Raw genomic sequence first — 18,069 nt, 5'->3', positions numbered from 1 at the left:
TCCGGGCATTTGAACATTGCCCGATCGTGCCGTGATGCGTAAATACCATATTCATATAAAGAATAAGGTTATTGAACCAAAAACAGGTGTGGTTATGAATCGTTTTATTATGGCTAACAGCCAGCAGTGCATCGGGTGTCGCGCCTGCGAAGTGGCCTGCGTGATGGCGCACAACGATGAGCAGCACGTCCTGAGCGAGCGCCATTTTCATCCCCGTATTACGGTCCTGCGAGCCGGCGAGAAGAGTAGCCCCGTCACCTGCCATCAATGTGAAAACGCGCCCTGCGCGCAAAGCTGCCCGAACGGCGCCATCAGCAAATGCGATGACAGCGTACAGGTGAATCAACAAAAATGCATCGGCTGTAAGGCCTGCGCGGTGGCCTGCCCGTTTGGCACGATGGAGATTATCGTCACCCCGCTCGACAGCGGCGGCGTGAAGGCCTCGGCGAATAAATGCGATCTCTGTCTGACGCGGCCACGCGGCCCGGCCTGTATCGTAAATTGCCCGGCAGATGTCCTCTCACTGGCGACGCCTGCTGTCCTTGATAATCTGGCAAAATCGCGCCGCCAGCGCACGGCCTGCCTGGAAGCGCAGCCCTGGCATGCGGAGGCCGTCAGAGAAGACGCTTCGCGCACCAAACTGCAGCAGATGCAAACAACCCCGCCACGCGGCGAGCCCGATAAACTCGCTGCCGCAGAGCGCGTGGGCCATTTTAACGAAATTTACCTGCCGTTTCGGGCCGAACAGGCCGCCCGCGAGGCGTCGCGCTGCCTGAAATGCGGCGAGCACAGCATTTGCGAATGGACCTGCCCGCTGCATAACCACATCCCGCAGTGGATCGAGCGCCTCAACGCGGGGGATATCGCCGGCGCGGTCGAGCTTTCTCATCAGACCAACTGTTTACCTGAAATTACCGGCCGCGTCTGTCCGCAGGACCGATTATGCGAGGGTGCCTGCACAATACGTGACGAGGCGGGATCCGTGACCATCGGTAACATCGAGCGCTATATCTCCGATCGGGCGCTGGCGATGGGCTGGCGACCGGATATGTCCGCCGTCACGCCGTCAGGTAAACGAGTCGCGATCGTCGGCGCCGGGCCCGCCGGGCTGGCGTGCGCCGACGTGCTGGCGCGCCGCGGAGCGAGTGTGACGGTCTATGACCGGCATCCGGAAATTGGCGGATTGCTGACCTTTGGCATCCCGGCATTCAAGCTGGACAAATCGCTGCTCGCGCGGCGCAGAGAGATATTTACCGCGATGGGGATCCGCTTCGAGCTGAACTGCGAGGTGGGCCAGGACGTGTCGATGTCGCAGTTAAAGCAGGATTACGACGCCCTGTTTATTGGCGTGGGAACCTACCGCTCGATGAAGGCGGGTATCCCGCACGAGGACGCGCCTGGGGTCTATGACGCGCTGCCTTTCCTGGTGGGCAACACGCGACACGTTATGGGGCTGGAGGCGACGGCCAGCGAACCGTTCATCGACACCCATGGCTTAAACGTGGTGGTGCTTGGCGGCGGCGATACCGCGATGGACTGCGTCCGCACCGCGTTACGCCACGGCGCGGCGAAGGTAACCTGCGCCTATCGTCGGGATGAGGCCAATATGCCGGGCTCGAAGAAAGAGGTGAAGAACGCCCGAGAAGAGGGCGCGGCGTTTGAATTTAACGTTCAGCCGGTTGAGCTGACGCTGGATCCGAACGGTAAGGTCAACGGTATCCGGATGCTGCGTACCGAGCTCGGTGAACCGGACGCGCAGGGACGGCGTCGGCCCGTTCCGGTAGCGGGCAGCGAGTTCGAGATGGCGGCAGATGCGGTCATCATGGCGTTTGGTTTTAACCCGCACGCGATGCCGTGGCTGCAGGCGCAGGGTGTCGAAACGGATGACCGGGGGCGGATCGTTGCTTCGGTTGAGAGCCGCTACCGTTATCAGACGACTAACCCACAGATCTTCGCCGGAGGCGATGCGGTACGCGGTGCGGATCTGGTGGTGACCGCAATGGCGGAAGGACGTCATGCGGCGCAGGGGATACTCGACTGGCTTGGAGTTAACGCGCCAAAACATCATTAAACCGGCGGGCGACAAAGCGGGATTCACGGCGTAGTATAGGACGACTCATTGTGTTGTGGAGCCCGTATGACCCTGAAAATTGACGTTATCAAAGACAAAATTCTCTCTGAAAACTACTTTGTCCTGCGTAACATCACCTATGACCTTACGCGTAACAACGGTGAGGTGATCCGCCACAAACGCGAGGTCTACGACCGAGGCAACGGGGCAACCATTCTGCTCTATAACCGTGAAAAGCAGAGCGTGGTGCTGATCCGTCAGTTCAGGGTGGCGACATGGGTTAATGGCAACCCTGACGGACGTCTGATTGAAACCTGCGCGGGCCTGCTCGATGATGATGAGCCGGAAGTTTGTATCCGCAAAGAGGCCGTGGAAGAAACCGGCTTCGAAGTGGGCGAGGTCAAAAAGGTCTTCGAGCTGTTTATGTCGCCGGGCGGCGTAACGGAAATTGTGCATTTCTTCATCGCGGAATACAGCGACGCGCAGCGCACTCACCGCGGCGGTGGCGTGGAGGATGAAGATATCGAAGTGCTGGAGCTTCCTTTTGCCCGGGCGCTGGAGATGATGCGTTCAGGCGAAATCAGGGATGGTAAAGCGGTGATATTACTGCAGTATTTACAGACAACCGGGCTGATGAACACCACTTTCGAACGGATATAGCCTGTTTTTCGGGTATATCTGATAAATCCGATTGAGCAGCCCCGGCGGGAACACGAAGATACTGCCCAGTTAAGCGTTTTCGTTCCGGGATTGTGTCATTCATGCGCTACAGCGTCTTTTTGTTTTACCTGTTTTGTGTGCTCCTCGCGCCGCAGGTGCGGGCTGCACCTGCCCAGCAAGCCTTCTCCGACTGGCAGGTAACCTGCAATAACCAGAATTTTTGCCTCGCACGCAATACCGGTGAACACCGTGGTCTGGTAATGACGCTCACCCGTAGCGCCGGGGCGAAAACGGACGCCACGCTGCGTATCGATCTCGGCGGTCTTGATGCGCCCTCGGTCAAAGAGCCAGAGATTGCCCCCCGGCTGCTGCTGGATAACGTTCCCCTGAAGCTGGACAAACAGCGCTGGCAGCTCACGCCCTGGCATCTGAAAACGGACGATGCGGCCACCATCACCGCCTTTCTGAAAAACATCCAGGAAGGGAAGGCCCTGACCCTGAGCGACGGTAAGCAGGTTATTTCACTGAGCGGTCTGAAAGCCGCGCTGCTGTTCATTGATGCGCAGCAAAAGCGCGTCGGTAGCGAAACCGCGTGGATCAAGAAAGGTGACGATCCGCCGTTAAGCGTTCCGCCTGCTCCTGCCCTTAAAAAGGTGGCGGTCGTCAACCCGACCCCGACGCCGCTCTCCCACGCCGAACTGAACGACCTGCTGGACTATGGCACCGGGCGGATGAACGCCAGCCAGTGCTCGCTGGATCCTAACCGTCGGGAAGTACGCGTCACCGCGTTAACCGATGACAAAGCGCTGCTGATCGTTAGCTGCGAGGCGGGGGCCTATAACACGGTCGATCTGGCGTGGCTGGTATCGCGTAAAAAACCGTTCACCGCACGCAGCGTCAGGCTGCGTCTGCCGTTTACGCCGTCAGGCGACGGGAGCGAAATGGAGTTGATGAACGCCAGCTTCGATGAAAAGACGCGCGAGCTGACAACGCTCGCGCTGGGGCGCGGTTTGGGCGATTGCGGGATCCAGACGCGCTGGCGTTTTGACGGCCAGCGTTTCCGCCTGGTGCGCTACGCCGAGGAGCCCAGCTGCGACAACTGGAACGGGCCAGATGCCTGGCCCACGCTATGGATCACGCGCTAGTTTTATGCCGGGTGGCGCTGTTGCTTACCCGGCCTACGGTTTGGCGGCTTTGTAGGCCGGGTAAGGCGTAGCCGCCACCCGGCAACGCAGACCGCGCTAGATCACGCTCAGCGCCTTCTCCACCACGTTCTCAACGGTAAAGCCGAAGTACGGGAACAGCTTATCGGCAGGGGCGGATTCACCGTAACCCCGCATGCCGACAATCGCCCCTTTGAGCCCGACATACTTGTACCAGTAGTCGGCAATACCGGCTTCCACCGCTACGCGAGCCGCGACGCTGGACGGCAGGACCGATTCACGGTACGCCTCGTCCTGGGCATCAAAAATATCCGTTGAGGGCAGGGACACCACGCGCACCGCGTGTCCTTCGGCAGTCAGTTTCTCCGCCGCTTTCACCGTAATTTCCACCTCGGACCCGGTCGCAATCAGGATCACGTCCGGTTTGCCGCCGCTGTCCTTCAGGATGTAGCCGCCGCGGGCGATGTTCTTCACCTGCTCCGGGGTTCGCTCAATCTGCGCCAGGTTCTGGCGTGACAGAATCAGTGCCGTTGGGCCATTGTGGCGTTCTACCGCCAGCTTCCAGCCCACCGCCGCTTCGACCTGATCGCACGGACGCCAGGTGCTGAAGTTCGGCGTCAGACGCAGGCTTGCCAGCTGTTCAACCGCCTGGTGCGTAGGCCCGTCTTCCCCCAGCCCGATGGAGTCATGGGTGTAGACCATAATCTGCCGCGCCTTCATCAGTGCCGCCATGCGCGCCGCGTTGCGGGCGTACTCGACGAACATCAGGAAGGTGGCGGTATACGGCACAAACCCGCCGTGATGGGCGATGCCGTTGGCAATGGCGGTCATCCCGAACTCGCGCACGCCGTAGTGGATGTAGTTCCCGGCAATGTCCTCTTTAAGCGATTTTGAGCCCGACCAGATGGTCAGGTTACTCGGTGCCAGGTCCGCCGAGCCGCCGAGCAGTTCGGGCAGAAGAGGGCCGATTGCGTTCAGGGTATTTTGCGACGCCTTGCGGGTGGCGATTTTCGCCGGGTTGGACTGCAGGTTTTCAATCAGCGCCTGGGTTTTATCGTCCCAGTCCTCCGGCAGGCCGCCGCTCATGCGGCGGGAAAACTCGGCGGCGAGATCCGGGTGCGCTTTTTTGTAGGCGGCAAACTTCTCGTTCCAGGCCTGCTGGGCCTTTTCACCCGCCTCACGGGCATCCCAGGCTCTGTAGATCTCTTTCGGGATCTCAAACGGTGGATGTTTCCACCCCAGCTTTTGCCGGGTCAGCGCGACTTCCTCCTCGCCCAGCGCCGCGCCGTGCGCCTCCTCTTTGCCCGCCTTGTTCGGCGAGCCGAAGCCGATGACCGTGCGGCAGATAATCAGGGACGGTTTGTCCTTCACGCTCTGCGCTTCCTGAATCGCTTTTTTCACCGCTTCAGGGTCATGGCCGTCGATCTCGTGCACCACGTGCCAGTGATAGGCTTCAAAGCGTTTTGCCGTGTCGTCGGTAAACCAGCCTTCGGTCTCCCCGTCGATGGAGATGCCGTTGTGATCGTAGAAGCCAATCAGCTTGCCGAGCCCCAGCGTGCCCGCCAGGGAGCAGACCTCATGGGAAATCCCCTCCATCAGGCAGCCGTCACCCATAAACACGTAGGTATAGTGGTCGACAATTTCGTGGTCCGGCTGGTTAAACTGCGCCGCCAGCGTGCGTTCGGCAATTGCCAGCCCAACCGCATTGGCCAGCCCCTGACCGAGCGGCCCGGTGGTGGTCTCCACCCCAGGCGTATAGCCAATCTCAGGGTGCCCCGGCGTTTTGGAGTGCAGCTGGCGGAAGTTTTTCAGCTCCTCAAGCGGCAGATCGTAGCCGGAAAGGTGCAGCAGGCTGTAGAGCAGCATTGAGGCGTGACCGTTGGAGAGAATAAAGCGGTCGCGATCGTACCAGGTCGGGTCATTGGGGTTGTGCTTCAGAAAGTCGTTCCACAGCACTTCGGCAATATCAGCCATGCCCATCGGCGCGCCGGGGTGGCCGGAATTGGCTTTTTGCACGGCATCCATGCTGAGGGCGCGAATGGCATTGGCTAGCTCTTTACGGGACATAGTTCACTCCGTGGCAAGGTTAAAGTTTGGCGGCGAGAAGATCTTCAAGTTTGCGCTGGTCGACGGCGAACTGGCGGATGCCGTCCGCCAGTTTTTCCACGGCCATGGCGTCCTGATTGTGCTCCCAGCGGAACTCCGCTTCGGTCATGGGTTTTGGTTTTGGCAGAACGGTGGAGGTCGGCACCAGCTTGCGGATCACCGTTTCTTCTTTGTCCTGTAGCTCCTGAAGCAGGTTAGGGGAGATGGTCAGACGGTCGCAGCCTGCCAGGGCGAGGATCTGCTCGGTACGGCGGAAGCTGGCCCCCATCACGATGGTTTCGTAGCGGTGCTGTTTGTAGTAGTCGTAGATATTACGGACCGATTTCACGCCCGGATCCTCATCCACCACGTATGGATCCATCGGCTGTTTCGCCTGATACCAGTCGTAGATGCGCCCGACAAACGGCGAGACGAGGAACACACCCGCCTCAGCGCAGGCGCGCGCCTGGGCAAACGAGAACAGCAGCGTCAGGTTGCAGTGGATGCCTTCTTTCTCCAGCACCTCTGCCGCGCGGATGCCTTCCCAGGTGGAGGCCAGCTTGATCAGAATGCGTGATTTATCGATCCCCTGCTCCTCGTACAGTTCCACCAGGCGACGCGCCTTATTAATGCTCTTTTCTTTATCGAACGAGAGGCGGGCGTCGACTTCGGTCGAGACGCGGCCCGGGATGCTTTTAAGAATTTCCGCACCAAAATTAACCGCCAGCTTATCGCTGGCTTCGGCGACCTGCTGCTCCTGCGTTTTCCCGCGCTGTTTACCGTAGGCAATGGCGTCATCAATCAGATGGCTAAAATGGGCAAGCCCTGCCGCTTTGAGCAGTAGCGAAGGGTTGGTGGTCGCGTCCTCCGGCTGATAGTGGCGAATCGACTCGATATCGCCGCTGTCTGCAACCACTGTGGTGAATTTTTTGATGCCGTCTAGCTGGTTCATAAATGATTACTCCTTGGAAATAAAAGAGTTAGATGAGTGCGTTAGTTCACACTTCTGAAAAAATCATGATGGACTTAACAAAAAAGCATAGCAGACGGGGGAGGCATTGCTTTTGAGACGGGTAACATGGCTGTTATAAATTGATAACAATTTTTAATGTGTGATGGTGAGAGTTTGGCTGCCTTCAAAGTTTAGGAGGCGGCCTGAGGCGATACTAGGCGGCACACCAGGGTGTGCATCAGGATCGCTTACGTCACCCTTTTGACCGATACGTGAAAGGAAAAATAAGATGGATGAGCAGTTGAAACAGAGTGCCCTCGATTTTCACGAGTTTCCTGTCCCGGGGAAAATCCAGGTCTCCCCAACCAAGCCGCTGGCAACCCAGCGCGATCTGGCGCTGGCCTATTCGCCGGGCGTGGCTGCACCGTGTCTGGAAATCGAAAAAGACCCGCTGGCGGCCTACAAATACACCGCGCGTGGCAACCTTGTCGCCGTGATCTCTAACGGCACGGCGGTGCTGGGGCTGGGCAACATCGGCGCGCTGGCTGGTAAGCCGGTGATGGAAGGGAAGGGGGTACTGTTCAAGAAATTCGCCGGTATCGACGTGTTCGATATTGAGGTGGACGAACTCGATCCTGACAAATTCATCAACGTGGTGGCCGCGCTGGAGCCGACCTTCGGCGGGATCAACCTGGAAGACATCAAAGCGCCGGAATGTTTCTATATCGAGCAGAAGCTGCGCGAGCGTATGAATATTCCCGTGTTCCACGATGACCAGCACGGGACCGCGATTATCAGCACCGCCGCGATTCTTAATGGCCTGCGCGTGGTAGAGAAAAATCTCTCCGACGTGCGCATGGTGGTCTCTGGCGCAGGCGCCGCGGCCATCGCCTGTATGAACCTGCTGGTGGCGCTGGGTATGCAGAAACACAATATTGTGGTCTGCGACTCCAAAGGCGTTATCTATAAAGACCGCGAGCCGAACATGGCGGAAACCAAAGCGGCGTACGCGGTCGACGACGACGGTAAACGCACCCTGGACGACGTGATTGACGGCGCGGATATCTTCCTCGGCTGCTCGGGTCCGAAAGTACTGACCCAGGAGATGGTGAAGAAGATGGCGCGTGCGCCAATGATCCTGGCCCTGGCGAACCCTGAACCGGAAATCCTGCCGCCGCTGGCGAAAGCGGTGCGTGAAGACGCCATCATTTGTACCGGCCGTTCGGACTACCCGAACCAGGTCAACAACGTGCTCTGCTTCCCGTTCATCTTCCGCGGCGCGCTGGACGTCGGCGCAACGGCGATCAACGAAGAGATGAAGCTCGCCGCCGTTCACGCCATCGCTGAGCTGGCGCACGCCGAGCAGAGCGAAGTGGTTGCCTCTGCCTACGGCGATCAGGATCTGAGCTTCGGCCCGGACTACATCATTCCAAAACCGTTCGACCCGCGTCTGATTGTTAAAATTGCGCCAGCCGTTGCCAAAGCGGCGATGGACTCCGGCGTGGCGACGCGTCCGATTCACGATTTCGACGCGTACGTCGATAAGCTCACCGAGTTCGTCTATAAAACGAACCTGTTCATGAAGCCGATCTTCTCCCAGGCGCGCGCCGACGCGAAGCGCGTGGTGCTGGCGGAAGGGGAAGAGGCGCGCGTGCTGCACGCCACCCAGGAGCTGATCACCTTAGGCCTGGCGAAGCCGATCCTGATTGGTCGTCCGAGCGTGATTGAGATGCGTATCCAGAAGCTGGGCCTGCAGATTAAGCCGGGCGTCGACTTTGAGATCGTTAACAACGAATCCGATCCGCGCTTCAAAGAGTACTGGAGCGAATACTACGCGATCATGAAGCGCCGGGGGATCACCCAGGAGCAGGCGCAGAAAGCGGTGATCAGCAACACGACGGTGATCGGCGCGATCATGGTGCATCGCGGCGAGGCGGACGCACTGATCTGCGGCACCATCGGCGACTACCACGAGCACTTTAGCGTGGTGCAGGAGATCTTCGGCTATCGCGACGGCGTCCATACCGCCGGGGCGATGAACGCGCTGCTGCTGCCAAGCGGCAACACCTTTATTGCGGACACCTACGTTAACGACGATCCGACCCCGGACGAGCTGGCGGAAATCACGGTGATGGCCGCCGAGACCGTGCGTCGCTTTGGTATCGAGCCGAAGGTGGCGCTGCTGTCGCACTCTAACTTTGGTTCGTCTAAATCCGCGGCGGCCTGCAAAATGCGTCAGACGCTGGAGCTGGTGCGCGAGCGTGCGCCGGAGCTGATGATTGACGGGGAAATGCACGGCGATGCCGCGCTGGTGGAAAGCATCCGTAACGAACGTATGCCGGACAGCCCGCTGAAGGGATCGGCCAATATACTGATTATGCCGAACGTGGAAGCGGCGCGTATCAGCTATAACCTGCTGCGCGTCTCCAGCTCTGAAGGGGTGACCGTAGGACCGGTACTGATGGGCGTAGCGAAACCGGTGCATGTGTTAACGCCGATTGCCTCTGTGCGCCGTATCGTGAATATGGTGGCGCTGGCGGTGGTTGAGGCGCAGACGCAGCCGCTGTAATTTTTACCCTCACCCTAACCCTCCCCCAAAGGGAGAGGGGATAAGGGCTACACCCAATCCCGAACCTGAATAAACTCACGCAAGGCAGCCTCCGGGCTGCCTTCTTTTGGTTCGTAACAGTACTCCCAGCGCACCAGCGGCGGCATCGACATCAGAATCGACTCCGTGCGCCCGCCGGTCTGCAGGCCGAACAGCGTCCCGCGATCCCACACCAGGTTGAACTCCACGTAGCGCCCGCGGCGGTAAAGCTGGAACTCGCGCTCGCGCACGCCGTAATCGGTATTTTTACGACGCTCGACAATTGGCAGATAGGCGTCGGTGTAGCCTTCGCCTACCGCGCGCATAAAGCTGAACGCGGTATCAAAATCAGGCGCGTTGAGATCGTCAAAGAACAGCCCGCCGATGCCGCGCTGCTCGTCGCGGTGCTTCAGGTAAAAGTAGTCATCGCACCACTTTTTGAATTTCGGGTAGACGTCTTCGCCAAACGGCAGGCAAAGGTCCCGCGCGGTGGTGTGCCAGTGCACGGCATCCTCTTCGAAGCCGTAGTAGGGCGTTAAATCGAAACCGCCGCCGAACCACCAGACCGGGTCGGCGCCCGGTTTTTCCGCAATGAAAAAGCGCACGTTGGCATGGCTGGTGGGCACGAACGGGTTGTGCGGGTGCACTACGAGCGAGACGCCCATCGCCTCGAAGCTGCGGCCCGCGAGTTCAGGACGATGCGCCGTCGCAGACGCGGGCATGGCGTCGCCGTGAACGTGGGAAAAATTCACGCCCGCCTGTTCGAAGATGCCGCCGTTACGCAGCACCCGGCTGCGCCCGCCGCCACCGGCCTCGCGCTGCCAGGTATCTTCCTGAAATTCACCGCCGTCTGCGGCGGCGAGTTTCTGGCAGATTTCATCCTGCAGCTGCAGCAGGAAGGTTTTGACCAGTTGAGCATCGGGTTTCATCAACGTTTCCTGGAGTGCGCTTTTTGGTTATCGAACCAGTTGAAGTAACTGATAATGCCGGAGGCGATGGCGTTGGCGATCTTCTGACGAAACGCCGTGGTGCCGAGGAGCCGCTCTTCTTCCGGGTTGGTAATAAAGGACGTTTCCACCAGCACGGACGGGATGGACGGCGATTTCAGGACCACGAACGCCGCCTGCTCGGTGCCTTTGCTGTGCAGACGATGCACCGGCTTAATCTTCTTCAGAATATGCGAGCCGAGCGTCAGGCTGTTTTTGATCGTATCCGTCTGCACGAGGTCGAACAGCACCTGCTGTAGCAGGTGGTCTTTGTCAGTGGCTTTCTTCCCGGCGACTTCATCCGCGCGGTTTTCGCGGTCGGAGAGGTATTTTGCCATGGCGCTACTGGCGCCACGGTTGGAAAGCGCAAACACCGAGGCTCCGGCCGCGGAAGGGTTGGTAAAGCCGTCGGCGTGGATCGACATAAACAGATCCGCACCGTGCTGGTGGGCGATCTCAACGCGGTCATACAGCGGAATAAAGGTGTCGCCAGAGCGCGTCAGACGGGCGTCAATGCCGTTGCTGCGTAAAATTGCGCGCACGTTTTTTGCAATTGCCAGCACGACGTGTTTTTCTTTCGACCCGTTTTTGCCTATAGCGCCGGTATCAATACCGCCGTGGCCCGGGTCGAGCATCACCAGGCGCTTCGCGCCCGGCTTTTTGGTTTTCGGTTTGCTGTGTCCGTTACTGGTTTTGAGCGTGCTCTCGTCTTTTGCCTGAGCCTGCTTTGCGATGCCCGTTAACGTTAAGGCCGCCAGCCCCGCTTTGAGAACCTGACGACGCGATGTGAGTGCTTTTAATGGTTTGAATGTGCTCATGCGGCCTGAATACTAAAAAATGGGGTCCTGGTGTTATATCGTATCGTGTTTCCCGTTACGACAGTCCATATTGATAATTGTTTTACTTTTCATTTCAATACGTGACAAAGTGACATTATGCCAAATTTTGGCGAGATTTTCCCCGGTTATTGGCGAAAGGCGAGCTTCGCGCCATAATCACTGTTTTTAAACCCGAAAAGGCGGTTAATACCATGGAGATACGCGTTTTTCGCCAGGAAGATTTCGAAGAGGTGATCACCCTTTGGGAGCGCTGCGATCTGCTGCGTCCGTGGAACGATCCGGAAATGGATATCGAACGTAAGGTGAATCACGACGTCAGTCTGTTTTTGGTCGCGGAAGTCAACGGCGAGGTTGTGGGGACGGTCATGGGCGGTTATGACGGCCACCGCGGCTCGGCCTATTATCTGGGCGTCCACCCCGAATACCGTGGCCGCGGCATCGCCAATGCGCTGCTGAACCGGCTCGAGAAGAAGCTGATCGCCCGTGGCTGCCCGAAAATCCAGATCATGGTGCGGGAAGATAACGACGTGGTGCTGGGCATGTATGAGCGCCTGGGCTACGAGCATTCCGACGTGCTGAGTTTAGGAAAGCGTCTGATCGAAGATGAAGAGTACTGAGATCCACCCGGCAGACTATGACGCGCAGGGTCGCGTCAGGCTGCCCTTTTTATTCTGGTGCGTTCTGCTGCTCCAGGCCCGGACCTGGGTGCTGTTTGTGATGGCCGCCGCGTCGCGCGGGCAGGGCGACACGCTGCTGAATCTCTTTTATCCCGATCATGACGCCTTCTGGCTCGGCTTGCTGCCGGGCGTACCGGCGGTGGTCGCTTTTTTATGCAGCGGACGACGGCATGCGATCCCCCGTTTTTGGGGCGCGCTTCGCTGGCTGCTGGTCCTCGCCCAGGTTGCGCTGCTCTTCTGGCAGCCGGTACTCTGGTGGTACGGTGAACCGCTGACGGGCACCGGCGTTGCGCTGGTGGTTGCCGATATTGTGGCCCTGCTGTGGCTGCTGACCAACCCGCGTCTTCGCGCCTGTTTTGCGCATCAGAATGATTAATCCGGCACTTTTTGCCGATGTCGCACTCCAACAAGCGTTGATTTAACAAGAAAGGACGTTTCAATGAAATCGCTGCGTTTATTTTTATGCGCTCTCCCGCTGGCGTTGACCGGCTGTTCGACGCTCTCCTCCATTAACTGGTCCGCCGCGTATCCGTGGAACTGGTTTGGCTCATCAACGGAAGTGACCGAGCAGGGCGTGGGGAAAATTACCGCCGCGACGGCGCTGGATCAGGACGCTATTCAGGATGCGCTCAGCGGCGATTACCGCCTGCGCAGCGGCATGAAAACGGAGAATGGCAATATTGTTCGCTATTACGAAGCGCTGAAGGGTGACAAGCTTGCGCTGGTGATCAACGGTGACAAAGGCACCGTAAACCGTATCGCTGTGATGGATGAAGATATTCCGACGGCGAGCGGTGTAAAAGTGGGTACGTCGTTCAGCGAACTTTATAAGCAGGCTTTTGGCAACTGCACCAGCCTGCCGTCTGACGACAAGGTCGCGGTGGAATGTAAGGCTGAAGGCAGCCAGCACATCAGCTATGTCTTCACCGGAACCTGGAGCGGTCCGGAAGGACTGATGCCGTCTGACGACACGCTCAAGAGCTGGAAAGTGAGCAAAATACTCTGGAAGCAGTAATTTGCGCCTGAACAAACCGCCTCGCTGAAATCCGGGTATAATAGCCGCCATCAATGCCACGCTGACGTGGCATCTTTATTTCAGGAGGAGCGATGTCTCAGGTTCAGAGTGGCATTTTGCCAGAACATTGCCGCGCGGCGATTTGGATTGAAGCCAATGTTAAAGGGGACGTGGATGCCCTGCGTGCGGCCAGTAAAGCGTTTGTTGATAGGCTGGCAACCTTCCAGGCCAAATTCCCGGAAGCCCACCTCGGCGCCGTTGTTGCCTTTGGCAATAACGTCTGGCGTCAGCTGAGCGGTGGCGAAGGGGCGGAAGAGCTGAAAGACTTCATCCCTTACGGCAAAGGTCTGGCTCCGGCGACCCAATACGACGTGCTGATCCATATTCTCTCCCTGCGTCACGACGTGAATTTCTCCGTTGCCCAGGAGGCAGTAGCGGCTTTTGGCGACAGCATTGAGGTGCAGGAAGAGGTTCACGGCTTCCGCTGGGTGGAAGAGCGCGATCTGAGCGGCTTCGTCGACGGCACCGAAAACCCGGCGGGTGAAGAGACGCGTCGCGACGTGGCGGTGATCAAAGACGGCGTGGACGCGGGCGGCAGCTACGTGTTCGTGCAGCGCTGGGAGCACAACCTCAAGCAGCTTAACCGCATGAGCGTGCACGATCAGGAGATGATGATTGGCCGCACTAAAGAAGCCAACGAAGAGATCGACGGCGACGACCGTCCAGTAACCTCTCACCTGTCCCGCGTTGATCTCAAAGAAGACGGCAAAGGGCTGAAGATTGTTCGCCAGAGCCTGCCTTACGGCACGGCAAGCGGCACGCACGGCCTCTACTTCTGCGCGTACTGCGCGCGCCTGTATAACATTGAGCAGCAGCTGCTGAGCATGTTCGGTGATACCGACGGCAAGCGCGACGCCATGCTGCGCTTCACCAAACCGGTGACCGGCGGCTATTACTTTGCGCCGTCCGTTGAGCGTCTGCTGGCGCTGTAATTTCCTTTCTCCCTCTCCCTGCGGGAGAGGGCTGGGGTGAAGGCATCAGGCCTCACCCTTATTCCCTTTTCTGCTTCTAAATCACCAAACGGTATATAAAACCGTTACTCCTTTCATCCCCGTTATAAATATTATGACTATAAGATAGTCATCACATTTATAAGGGTGCGCAATGGCCGTTACTGTACTGAAAAAAGGAACTCTGGCGCTGGCAGGTTTACTGCTGGTGGCACAGGCGCAGGCGACTGAACTGTTAAACAGTTCGTATGACGTTTCCCGCGAGCTGTTTGCCGCCCTTAATCCCCCGTTTGAACAGCAGTGGGCTAAAGACAATAACGGCGACAAGCTGACCATCAAGCAGTCCCACGCCGGATCGTCCAAGCAGGCGCTGGCGATTTTGCAGGGCCTGAAAGCGGATGTGGTGACCTACAACCAGGTGACTGACGTGCAGATCCTGCATGACAAAGGCAAGCTCATCCCGGCGGACTGGCAGAGTCGTCTGCCGAACAACAGCTCCCCGTTCTATTCCACCATGGGCTTCCTGGTGCGTAAGGGCAACCCGAAGAATATCCACGACTGGAGCGACCTGGTGCGTTCCGACGTGAAGCTGATTTTCCCGAACCCGAAAACCTCCGGTAACGCGCGCTACACCTATTTAGCCGCGTGGGGCGCGGCCGACAAGGCTGACGGTAATGATAAAGCCAAAACCGAGCAGTTCATGACCCAGTTCCTGAAAAACGTCGAAGTGTTTGATACCGGCGGCCGCGGGGCGACAACGACCTTCGCGGAACGCGGTCTCGGCGACGTGCTGATCAGCTTTGAATCGGAAGTGAATAACATCCGCAAACAGTATGAAGCGCAGGGCTTCGAGGTCGTTATCCCGAAAACCAACATCCTGGCCGAGTTCCCGGTGGCGTGGGTGGATAAAAACGTGCAGGCAAACGGTACCGAGAAAGCGGCAAAAGCCTATCTCAACTACCTGTACAGCCCGCAGGCGCAGACCATCATTACCGATTACTACTACCGCGTGAACAACCCGGACGTAATGAACAAGCTGAAAGATAAGTTCCCGCAGACCGATTTGTTCCGCGTCGAAGATCATTTCGGCTCCTGGCCTGATGTGATGAAAACGCATTTTGCCAGCGGCGGTGAGTTAGACAAACTGCTGGCGGCGGGGCATAAGTAATGTTTGCAGTTTCGACAAAACGCGTGCTGCCGGGCTTTACCTTAAGCCTCGGGACAAGCCTGCTGTTCGTCTGCCTGATCCTGCTGTTGCCGCTCAGCGCGCTGGTGATGCAGCTTGCTCAGATGAGCTGGGCGCAGTACTGGGACGTGGTCACCAACCCGCAGGTGGTGGCGGCCTACAAGGTGACGCTGCTGTCGGCGTTTGTTGCCTCCATTTTTAACGGCGTGTTTGGCCTGCTGATGGCGTGGATCTTAACCCGCTATCGCTTCCCGGGCCGCACGCTGCTTGACGCCCTGATGGATCTGCCGTTTGCGCTGCCGACGGCGGTGGCGGGCTTAACCCTCGCGTCGCTCTTCTCTGTGAACGGGCTGTACGGCGAGTGGCTGGCGAAATTTGATATCAAAGTGACCTACACCTGGCTCGGTATCGCGGTGGCGATGGCCTTTACCAGCATCCCGTTTGTGGTCCGTACCGTGCAGCCGGTGCTGGAAGAGTTGGGTCCGGAATACGAAGAAGCGGCGGAAACGCTGGGTGCCACGCGCTGGCAGAGCTTCCGCAAGGTGGTTCTGCCGGAGCTCTCTCCGGCGCTGATGGCGGGCGTTGCGCTGTCGTTTACCCGCAGCCTCGGTGAGTTCGGCGCGGTGATTTTTATCGCCGGGAACATCGCCTGGAAAACGGAAGTAACCTCGCTGATGATTTTCATCCGTTTGCAGGAGTTTGATTATCCGGCGGCGAGCGCGATTGCCTCGGTGATCCTGGCGGCCTCGCTGCTGCTGCTGTACTCGATTAACACTCTGCAAAGTCGCTTTGGTCGACGTGTGGTAGGTCACTGATGGCGGAAGTTACGCAATTGAAGCGATACGATGCACCCCGCATCAACTGGGGTAAATGGTTTCTGATTGGGGCGGGCGTGCTGGTTTCCGCCCTCATTCTCGTCGTGCCGACGGTTTATATCTTCGTCCAGGCGTTCAGCAAAGGGCTGATGCCCGCGCTGGAAAATCTGGCGAACCCGGATATGCTGCATGCCATCTGGCTGACGGTGCTGATTGCGCTGATCACCGTGCCGGTGAACCTCGTGTTCGGGACCCTGCTGGCCTGGCTGGTAACCCGCTTTAACTTCCCGGGACGTCAGCTGCTGCTGACCCTGCTGGACATTCCTTTCGCCGTATCGCCGGTGGTGGCGGGTCTGGTGTACCTGCTCTTTTACGGCTCCAACGGCCCGCTGGGCGGCTGGCTGGATGCACATAACCTGCAGGTCATGTTCGCCTGGCCGGGCATGGTGCTGGTCACCATCTTCGTGACCTGTCCGTTTGTGGTGCGCGAGCTGGTGCCGGTGATGTTAAGCCAGGGGAGCAACGAAGACGAAGCGGCGGTGCTGTTGGGCGCTTCCGGCTGGCAGATGTTCCGTCGCGTGACGCTGCCGAATATCCGCTGGGCGTTGCTTTACGGCGTGGTGCTGACCAACGCCCGCGCGATCGGTGAGTTCGGTGCCGTTTCCGTCGTCTCCGGCTCCATCCGGGGTGAAACCCTGTCGCTGCCGCTACAGATTGAGCTGCTGCAGCAGGACTACAACACCATCGGCTCGTTTACTGCCGCAGCGTTGCTGACGCTGATGGCCATTTTGACCCTGTTTTTGAAGAGTGTGGTGCAGTGGCGTTTAGAAAATCAGGAAAAACGTCAGCATCAGGAGGGAAATCATGAGCATTGAGATTGCCAATATTAAGAAGTCTTTTGGTCGCACCCAGGTGCTGAATGATATCTCGCTGGATATCCCTTCCGGACAAATGGTGGCGCTGCTGGGGCCGTCCGGCTCGGGCAAAACCACGCTGCTGCGTATTATCGCCGGGCTTGAGCATCAGACCAGCGGGCACATCCGCTTTCACGGCACCGACGTGAGCCGCCTGCACGCCCGCGATCGTAAAGTAGGATTTGTATTCCAGCATTACGCGCTGTTCCGCCACATGACCGTGTTCGACAACATCGCGTTTGGCCTGACCGTGCTGCCGCGTCGCGAACGTCCGGATACGGTAACCATTAAGGCCAAAGTGACCAAACTGCTGGAGATGGTGCAGCTGGCTCACCTGGCGGACCGTTTCCCGGCCCAGCTGTCCGGCGGGCAGAAACAGCGCGTGGCGCTGGCGCGCGCGCTGGCCGTTGAGCCGCAAATTCTGCTGCTGGATGAACCCTTCGGCGCGCTGGATGCGCAGGTGCGTAAAGAGCTGCGCCGCTGGCTGCGCCAGCTCCATGAAGAGCTGAAATTTACCAGCGTCTTCGTGACCCACGACCAGGAAGAGGCGATGGAAGTCGCGGATCGCGTGGTGGTCATGAGCCAGGGCAACATTGAGCAGGTTGACGAGCCGGAGCAGCTCTGGCGTGAACCGGCGACCCGCTTCGTGCTGGAGTTTATGGGCGAGGTAAACCGTCTTCAGGGGACTATTCGCGGTGGACAGTTCCACGTGGGCGCGCACCGCTGGCCGCTGGGCTATACCTCCGCGCATCAGGGGCCGGTCGATCTGTTCCTGCGTCCGTGGGAAGTGGACGTGAGCCGTCGAACCAGCCTGGATTCACCGCTGCCGGTGCAGGTGCTGGAGGCGAGCCCTAAAGGTCACTACACCCAACTGGTGGTACAGCCGCTGGGCTGGTATACCGAGCCGCTGACCGTGGTCATGCGCGACGACGTGCCGCCGCACCGGGGTGAGCGCCTGTTTGTCGGGCTGCAGCATGCCCGGATTTATCACGGGAAGGAGCGCATCGAGACGCGCGAGGATATTGCTCTGGCGGAGTCAGCCTGATAGGTTATTAGGATGTTTATCGCCCGGTGGCGCTGCGCTGACCGGGCCTACAGTTATCACTGCG

At 58.7% G+C, this 18,069-nt stretch carries 16 protein-coding genes; 12 read left to right on the top strand and 4 right to left on the bottom strand.

Annotated features, from left to right (window positions below; genetic code table 11):
- The first annotated feature begins 94 nt into the window (after positions 1-94).
- The 3 genes from aegA to SPG90_RS11555 all read left to right on the top strand — a co-directional run bounded on the left by aegA (position 95) and on the right by SPG90_RS11555 (position 3,876).
- On the top strand, positions 95-2,071 hold the full coding sequence (aegA, locus tag SPG90_RS11565; RefSeq protein ID WP_126303514.1) for a formate-dependent uric acid utilization protein AegA: 1,977 nt from the start codon (positions 95-97) through the stop codon (positions 2,069-2,071).
- Positions 2,072-2,137: 66 nt separating this feature from the next.
- Positions 2,138-2,731, top strand: a complete 594-nt coding sequence (gene nudK / locus SPG90_RS11560; protein ID WP_023308745.1) for a GDP-mannose pyrophosphatase NudK — start codon at positions 2,138-2,140, stop codon at positions 2,729-2,731.
- A gap of 101 nt (positions 2,732-2,832) precedes the next feature.
- Positions 2,833-3,876, top strand: a complete 1,044-nt coding sequence (locus SPG90_RS11555; protein ID WP_045399741.1) for a DUF1176 domain-containing protein — start codon at positions 2,833-2,835, stop codon at positions 3,874-3,876.
- Positions 3,877-3,972: 96 nt separating this feature from the next.
- On the opposite strand, the gene tkt is transcribed toward SPG90_RS11555, so the two are convergent.
- Together tkt and tal are read right to left on the bottom strand one after the other, a co-directional pair.
- Positions 3,973-5,961: a transketolase gene (gene tkt, locus SPG90_RS11550; RefSeq protein WP_047173911.1), complete on the bottom strand. Its 1,989-nt coding sequence runs from the start codon at positions 5,959-5,961 to the stop codon at positions 3,973-3,975.
- A 19-nt stretch (positions 5,962-5,980) separates the two neighbouring features.
- A complete protein-coding gene (tal, locus tag SPG90_RS11545; protein ID WP_023308742.1) occupies positions 5,981-6,931 on the bottom strand; it encodes a transaldolase in 951 nt (316 codons plus the stop codon).
- 289 nt (positions 6,932-7,220) lie between these two features.
- Between tal and maeB the strand changes: the two genes are divergently transcribed.
- Positions 7,221-9,500 (top strand): NADP-dependent oxaloacetate-decarboxylating malate dehydrogenase, encoded by a 2,280-nt coding sequence (gene maeB / locus SPG90_RS11540; protein ID WP_023308741.1) that lies wholly within the window; start codon positions 7,221-7,223, stop codon positions 9,498-9,500.
- Between the two features lie 47 nt (positions 9,501-9,547).
- On the opposite strand, the gene hemF is transcribed toward maeB, so the two are convergent.
- A complete protein-coding gene (gene hemF, locus SPG90_RS11535; RefSeq protein WP_023308740.1) occupies positions 9,548-10,447 on the bottom strand; it encodes an oxygen-dependent coproporphyrinogen oxidase in 900 nt (299 codons plus the stop codon).
- Positions 10,447-11,322 (bottom strand): N-acetylmuramoyl-L-alanine amidase AmiA, encoded by an 876-nt coding sequence (gene amiA, locus SPG90_RS11530; protein WP_023308739.1) that lies wholly within the window; start codon positions 11,320-11,322, stop codon positions 10,447-10,449. The genes hemF and amiA overlap by 1 nt, the downstream gene beginning before the upstream one ends.
- 212 nt (positions 11,323-11,534) lie before the next feature.
- On the opposite strand from amiA, the gene SPG90_RS11525 reads away from it, so the two are divergent.
- From SPG90_RS11525 to cysA, 8 genes are all read left to right on the top strand, one after another.
- Positions 11,535-11,960 carry a GNAT family acetyltransferase gene (locus SPG90_RS11525; RefSeq protein WP_023308738.1) on the top strand — a complete coding sequence of 142 codons (426 nt, stop codon included), beginning with the start codon at positions 11,535-11,537 and terminating at the stop codon, positions 11,958-11,960.
- Positions 11,947-12,396: a DUF2919 domain-containing protein gene (locus SPG90_RS11520; RefSeq protein ID WP_047173913.1), complete on the top strand. Its 450-nt coding sequence runs from the start codon at positions 11,947-11,949 to the stop codon at positions 12,394-12,396. Before SPG90_RS11525 ends, SPG90_RS11520 begins: the two co-directional genes overlap by 14 nt.
- Positions 12,397-12,459: 63 nt before the next feature.
- Positions 12,460-13,035 (top strand): RpoE-regulated lipoprotein, encoded by a 576-nt coding sequence (locus SPG90_RS11515; protein ID WP_047173914.1) that lies wholly within the window; start codon positions 12,460-12,462, stop codon positions 13,033-13,035.
- 92 nt (positions 13,036-13,127) lie between these two features.
- The gene (locus SPG90_RS11510; RefSeq protein WP_047173915.1) at positions 13,128-14,027 is read left to right on the top strand and encodes a Dyp-type peroxidase; all 900 of its coding nucleotides are present in this window, start codon (positions 13,128-13,130) and stop codon (positions 14,025-14,027) included.
- Between the two features lie 172 nt (positions 14,028-14,199).
- Positions 14,200-15,213 carry a sulfate ABC transporter substrate-binding protein gene (locus tag SPG90_RS11505; protein ID WP_023308734.1) on the top strand — a complete coding sequence of 338 codons (1,014 nt, stop codon included), beginning with the start codon at positions 14,200-14,202 and terminating at the stop codon, positions 15,211-15,213.
- A complete protein-coding gene (gene cysT, locus SPG90_RS11500) occupies positions 15,213-16,046 on the top strand; it encodes a sulfate/thiosulfate ABC transporter permease CysT (protein ID WP_004123378.1) in 834 nt (277 codons plus the stop codon). The genes SPG90_RS11505 and cysT overlap by 1 nt, the downstream gene beginning before the upstream one ends.
- Entirely contained in the window at positions 16,046-16,921 is an 876-nt protein-coding gene (cysW, locus tag SPG90_RS11495) for a sulfate/thiosulfate ABC transporter permease CysW (RefSeq protein WP_163354061.1), read from the top strand. The genes cysT and cysW overlap by 1 nt, the downstream gene beginning before the upstream one ends.
- Positions 16,911-18,005, top strand: a complete 1,095-nt coding sequence (gene cysA, locus SPG90_RS11490) for a sulfate/thiosulfate ABC transporter ATP-binding protein CysA (protein ID WP_045399754.1) — start codon at positions 16,911-16,913, stop codon at positions 18,003-18,005. Before cysW ends, cysA begins: the two co-directional genes overlap by 11 nt.
- Positions 18,006-18,069: the final 64 nt, after the last annotated feature.

The organism is Enterobacter sp. D2, from assembly GCF_034427575.1.
Taxonomy (GTDB): domain Bacteria; phylum Pseudomonadota; class Gammaproteobacteria; order Enterobacterales; family Enterobacteriaceae; genus Enterobacter; species Enterobacter cloacae_M.
This window is presented reverse-complemented; position numbering and strand designations above follow the sequence as displayed.